Source organism: Hymenobacter terrestris (assembly GCF_013377905.1).
GTDB classification, from domain to species: domain Bacteria; phylum Bacteroidota; class Bacteroidia; order Cytophagales; family Hymenobacteraceae; genus Hymenobacter; species Hymenobacter terrestris.
Map to the genome: position 1 here is coordinate 1 of NZ_JABKAV010000130.1, position 2,610 is coordinate 2,610.

General features: G+C 62.8%; 3 protein-coding genes. 1 reads left to right on the top strand and 2 read right to left on the bottom strand.

All coding sequences use genetic code 11. The annotated features are described in order from the left end of the window. Window positions 1-26: 26 nt before the first annotated feature. A complete protein-coding gene (locus tag HW556_RS18195; RefSeq protein WP_176901540.1) occupies window positions 27-353 on the bottom strand; it encodes a nucleotide pyrophosphohydrolase in 327 nt (108 codons plus the stop codon). Window positions 354-396: 43 nt separating this feature from the next. Then, window positions 397-837 carry a D-aminoacyl-tRNA deacylase gene (dtd, locus tag HW556_RS18200; RefSeq protein WP_176901541.1) on the bottom strand — a complete coding sequence of 147 codons (441 nt, stop codon included), beginning with the start codon at window positions 835-837 and terminating at the stop codon, window positions 397-399. Window positions 838-945: 108 nt separating this feature from the next. Between dtd and HW556_RS18205 the strand changes: the two genes are divergently transcribed. Then, entirely contained in the window at window positions 946-2,517 is a 1,572-nt protein-coding gene (locus tag HW556_RS18205; protein ID WP_176901542.1) for a hypothetical protein, read from the top strand. The last annotated feature ends 93 nt before the right edge of the window (window positions 2,518-2,610 follow it).

The window sequence follows — 2,610 nt, forward strand, 5'->3', positions numbered from 1 at the left end:
GGACAAGCCCCGTCCCTACGTCGTGCCTACTTCAGCTTCTCGTTGTTCTTGTGCCGTGTGGCATCGCGCTGGGTTTTCTTGGCCAGGTTGCGGTTCAAGGCATCGGTGAGGTCGATACCGGTTTGGTTGGCTAGGCAGATAACCACGAACAGCACATCGGCCAGCTCGTCGGCCAGCACCTTGTTCTTATCGGATTCCTTGAACGACTGCTCGCCGTACTGCCGGGCAATAATGCGGGCTACCTCGCCCACTTCCTCCGTGAGCATGGCCATATTGGTCAGCTCATTGAAGTACCGGACACCGGTGGTTTTGATCCACACATCTACAGTTTGCTGGGCTTCTTCTATAGTCATGAATCAGGAATTTGAGGGGTGATGATGAGGCGGTTCGTAGGTGCTAACTGTCGAGCACAATGGTTACCGGGCCGTCATTGAGCAGCTCTACCTGCATATCGGCCCCAAACTCACCGGTAGCCACGGGGCGGCCCAGCAGCCCGGCTACTACTTGCACGAACTGCTCGTAGAGCGGCACGGCCAGCGGCGGCGGCGCGGCGCCGATATAGCTGGGCCGGTTGCCCTTGCGGGTGTCGGCCAGTAGCGTAAACTGGCTCACGACCAGCACTTCGCCGCCCACATCCTGCACCGAGCGGTTCATCTTGCCTTCGTCGTCGGCGAAGATGCGCAGCTGCACCATTTTACGGGCCAGCCGGTCGAGAATGGCGGCATCGTCATCGGGCGCGAAGCCGGCCAGCACCAGCAGGCCGGGGCCAATCTGGCCGGTAACGCGGCCCTCCACCGTAACCCGGGCATGGCGGACGCGCTGGAGAACAAGACGCATGATGTGAAGGAAAGAAATGGGTGAGTGAGGAGAACAGGTAGCGGTAAAAGTACGCTCGTCATGGCTGAACTGCTGTACTTTTACGCGTCTCGCTCCAACCAACACCAATTGAACAGCCCGCTCGCCCTCTCACGGCCACAATCGTACTACCTCGGCCTGGCGTTGCTGCTGCTGGTGCCGGTGCGCCTGTACGGCCTCACCGAGGGCGCGTTACCCGACTTCGACTCGGTGCGCAACTGGCAGATTGTGCAGGAAGTGGCGGCCGGCGACCTGCGCCACCTGTTCCGGCATGGCAGCCCGCTGTTCATGCTGCTCTACGCGCCGGTGGCCTGGCTCACATCCGATTATCGGATATTTCTGGTGATCAATGCGATGCTGGCCCTAGTAGCCGTGGGGCTTCTGGCAGCCTTTATTGCCCGCGAAACCCGGCTGCCGGGCTGGCAAACCGGGCTGCTCACGCTGCTTATGGGCACGGCCACCTTCCTCACCTACGGCGGCCGCGACTTTACCATGAGCGCCGGCAGCCTACTGTGCTTCGCCGCACTGCTGGCCGCTTATTACCAACGGTTCCGGCAGCCCAGCTCTACCACCCTCTATCGGGCCGCTATCTGGCTAATGCTGGGCCTGAGCTTCAACTATAAATTTCTGCTGACGCTACCCATTCTGGCCGTGCTGGAGTGGTGGCGGGCCGATGGGTTGCTGCTGCAGCGGGGCCATTGGTGGCGCGTGGGCCTGCTGCTGGCCGCCCCTTTCGTGGTGCTGAGCGCGGTGGGCTGGCTGGCGGGTCTGCGTTGGTACGCTTGGGTGGGCGTGTACTACAACGTACTGTTTCCGGGAGCCGCCAACGCTGCCGGCCGCAACGCTACGCTACACCTCGATTTGCTCTACTACCTACGCTTTCTGCTTGATTTTGAGTCGTGGCTGGTATGGGTGGGGCTGTTGGGGCCGCTGGCGCTGCTGGGGCAGCAGTGGCGGGCGGGCCACCTCAGGCGAGGACAGCAGTTGCTGCTGGAACTGTATCTGGCCATTTGGGGCTGGTGCCTGCTGGCGGGCATGTCGCTGCTGCTGAAAGCGCCGCGTGGGCTACTGTGGGCCTACGGACTCTGGTACGCACTAGGACTGCTGATGCTGGCCCGGCCCTGGCGCGGCCGGCGGCTTCCGGCCCCGGCGCTGGCTTTGCTGGTGCTTCTGGCGCTAGCCGGCAACCTCTACCGGCTTCAGCGCGAAGTGTACGCCTACGCCCGGCCCACCAGTTACCCAGCAGTAGCCGCCTGGCTGGCGGCCCACGGCGGCGGCCCCGTGGTCAGCACGGTAGGCTTGGCCATGACACCCTTTCATGCTGATACAGTACGCTCAATAGTAGGTGAGGAGGCCCTTCCCGCCTTGGCCCACCAAGGTTACCGCTACGTGCTCCTCGACGCCTACTGGCGCGTGACCAACGTGCAACAGTTCAACTCGCTGCGCCAGCGCCCGCCGCTGGCCGCCTGGCCTGAGCCTAGCCTCACTTCGCCCCTGTTATTTCTGGAGCACTCCGAATACACTGGCCTCAGCTACCAGCAAACCCTGCACCTTCAACAACAGGCCCGCCAGGATACAGTGCAGCTACGGGTGTATGAGATAAGTGAATACGTGCAGTTACGGCACGATGTAGGGCCGGGGCTTGACCCCGCCCGCCGTTGAACAATGCCGTTGCAAAGGTGCGAACGGCGGTGGGGGGGCCACCCCACCCCCCCACCGCGAGGGTTTGGACGCGTATCACGGAACCCCCCGCGT

Bases quoted from the DNA above. Each gene is read 5' to 3' on its own strand.
- HW556_RS18195 (WP_176901540.1), bottom strand. From the start codon at position 353: ATGACTATAGAAGAAGCCCAGCAAACTGTAGATGTGTGGATCAAAACC.
- dtd (WP_176901541.1), bottom strand. From the start codon at position 837: ATGCGTCTTGTTCTCCAGCGCGTCCGCCATGCCCGGGTTACGGTGGAG.